General features: G+C 52.2%; 2 rRNA genes. Both read right to left on the bottom strand.

What is annotated here, in order from left to right:
• Positions 1-3: 3 nt before the first annotated feature.
• Positions 4-118 (bottom strand): 5S ribosomal RNA (rrf, locus tag ACZYUB_RS16560).
• Between the two features lie 72 nt (positions 119-190).
• Positions 191-3,078 (bottom strand): 23S ribosomal RNA (locus ACZYUB_RS16555).
• Positions 3,079-3,224: the final 146 nt, after the last annotated feature.

Below are 3,224 nucleotides of genomic sequence, written 5' to 3'. Positions count from 1 at the left end.
GGAGCCTGGCAGTGTCCTACTCTCGCATGGCGAATGCCACACTACCATCGGCGCTACAGCGTTTCACTTCTGTGTTCGGCATGGGTACAGGTGGTTCCACTGCGCTATCGCCGCCAGGCAAAATCGTCAATCTAAAAAAGCTGAATTCGTTCTTCTACCGCAACAAGCGCTAAAACTTCTTGGGTGTTGTATGGTTAAGCCTCACGGGTAATTAGTATGGGTTAGCTCAACACGTCACCGCGCTTACACACCCCACCTATCAACGTTGTAGTCTCCAACGGCCCTTTAGTGGACTTAAAGTCCAAGGGATGACTCATCTCAGGGCTCGCTTCCCGCTTAGATGCTTTCAGCGGTTATCGATTCCGAACTTAGCTACCGGGCAGTGCCATTGGCATGACAACCCGAACACCAGAGGTTCGTTCACTCCGGTCCTCTCGTACTAGGAGCAACTCCCTTCAATCATCCAGCGCCCACGGCAGATAGGGACCGAACTGTCTCACGACGTTCTGAACCCAGCTCGCGTACCACTTTAAATGGCGAACAGCCATACCCTTGGGACCAACTTCAGCCCCAGGATGTGATGAGCCGACATCGAGGTGCCAAACACCGCCGTCGATATGAACTCTTGGGCGGTATCAGCCTGTTATCCCCGGAGTACCTTTTATCCGTTGAGCGATGGCCCTTCCATTCAGAACCACCGGATCACTATGACCTACTTTCGTACCTGCTCGACCTGTCCGTCTCGCAGTTAAGCTAGCTTATGCCATTGCACTAACCTCACGATGTCCGACCGTGATTAGCTAACCTTCGTGCTCCTCCGTTACTCTTTGGGAGGAGACCGCCCCAGTCAAACTACCCACCAGACACTGTCCCTGGCCCGGATAACGGGCTGAGGTTAGAACATCAAACATACCAGGGTGGTATTTCAAGGTCGGCTCCACGACAACTGGCGTCGTCGCTTCCAAGCCTCCCACCTATCCTACACAAGTAGGTTCAATGTTCAGTGTCAAGCTGTAGTAAAGGTTCACGGGGTCTTTCCGTCTAGCCGCGGGTATACGGCATCTTCACCGCAATTTCGATTTCACTGAGTCTCGGGTGGAGACAGCGTGGCCATGGTTACACCATTCGTGCAGGTCGGAACTTACCCGACAAGGAATTTCGCTACCTTAGGACCGTTATAGTTACGGCCGCCGTTTACCGGGGCTTCGATCAAGAGCTTCGCTTGCGCTAACCCCATCAATTAACCTTCCGGCACCGGGCAGGTGTCACACCCTATACGTCCACTTTCGTGTTTGCAGAGTGCTGTGTTTTTGTTAAACAGTCCCAGCCACCTGGTCACTGCGGCTGTCGTCAGCTCCGGATGTGCATCCTTCACCAACAACAGCGTACCTTCTCCCGAAGTTACGGTACTATTTTGCCTAGTTCCTTCACCCGAGTTCTCTCAAGCGCCTTGGTATTCTCTACCCGACCACCTGTGTCGGTTTGGGGTACGGTTCACTGTTATCTGAAGCTTAGAGGCTTTTCCTGGAAGCATGGCATCAGTAACTTCGTATCCGTAGATACTTCGTCTCGGGTCTCAGTGTTAACGCCGCAGCGGATTTGCCTACCGCGACCACCTACTTCCTTTCACCAGGACTACCAACGCCTGGCCCACTTAGCCTTCTCCGTCCCCTCATCGCAATAACAGTCAGTGCGGGAATATTAACCCGCTTCCCATCGACTACGCTTTTCAGCCTCGCCTTAGGGGCCGACTCACCCTGCCCCGATTAACGTTGGACAGGAACCCTTGGTCTTCCGGCGAGGAGGTTTTTCACCCCCTTTATCGTTACTTACGTCAGCATTCGCACTTCTGATATCTCCAGCATGCCTCACGACACACCTTCACAGACTTACAGAACGCTCCCCTACCACTCATACAAAGTATGAATCCGCGGCTTCGGTGCCTGATTTGAGCCCCGTTACATCTTCCGCGCAGGCCGACTCGACCAGTGAGCTATTACGCTTTCTTTAAATGATGGCTGCTTCTAAGCCAACATCCTGGCTGTCTGAGCCTTCCCACATCGTTTCCCACTTAATCAGAACTTTGGGACCTTAGCCGGCGGTCTGGGTTGTTTCCCTCTTCACGACGGACGTTAGCACCCGCCGTGTGTCTCCCATGATTGCACTTACTGGTATTCGGAGTTTGCATCGGGTTGGTAAGTCGGGATGACCCCCTAGCCGAAACAGTGCTCTACCCCCAGTAGTGAGACATGAGGCGCTACCTAAATAGCTTTCGGGGAGAACCAGCTATCACCGAGTTTGATTGGCCTTTCACCCCTAGCCACAAGTCATCCCCTAACTTTGCAACGTTAGTGGGTTCGGTCCTCCAGTAAGTGTTACCTCACCTTCAACCTGCCCATGGCTAGATCACCCGGTTTCGGGTCTACTCCCAGCGACTAGTCGCCCAGTTAAGACTCGGTTTCCCTACGGCTCCCCTATACGGTTAACCTCGCCACTGAAAGTAACTCGCTGACCCATTATACAAAAGGTACGCAGTCACCGAACAAGTCGGCTCCCACTGCTTGTACGTACACGGTTTCAGGTTCTATTTCACTCCCCTCACAGGGGTTCTTTTCGCCTTTCCCTCACGGTACTGGTTCACTATCGGTCAGTCAGTAGTATTTAGCCTTGGAGGATGGTCCCCCCATATTCAGACAGGATGTCACGTGTCCCGCCCTACTCGATTTCACGCTGAGTTTGTTTTCGTGTACGGGGCTATCACCCTGTATCGCCGGACTTTCCAGACCGTTCCACTAACGCATTCAACGCTTAAGGGCTGCTCCCCGTTCGCTCGCCGCTACTGAGGGAATCTCGGTTGATTTCTTTTCCTCGGGGTACTGAGATGTTTCACTTCTCCCGGTTCGCCTCGCAACACTATGTATTCATGTTGCGATACTGCATAAATGCAGTGGGTTTCCCCATTCGGACATTGTGGTGTCAATGCTTCTTACCAGCTCGACCACACTTAACGCAGGTTAGCACGTCCTTCATCGCCTCTGACTGCCTAGGCATCCACCGTGTACGCTTAGTCACTTAACCATACAACCCCAAGAAGTCTTTCGACTTAAGCGGCTGTAATCACAAGGACTGTGATACAACAATTTTGTTTTCGCCAAGAAGTTCCAAAACGCTTGTTACAGTATTTAGAACTTTTTGAATCAGCTTTTCCAGATTGTTAAAGAGCA

The sequence above is a fragment of the Pseudaeromonas sp. HNCC25DJ182 genome (assembly GCF_055413365.1).
This window is presented reverse-complemented; position numbering and strand designations above follow the sequence as displayed.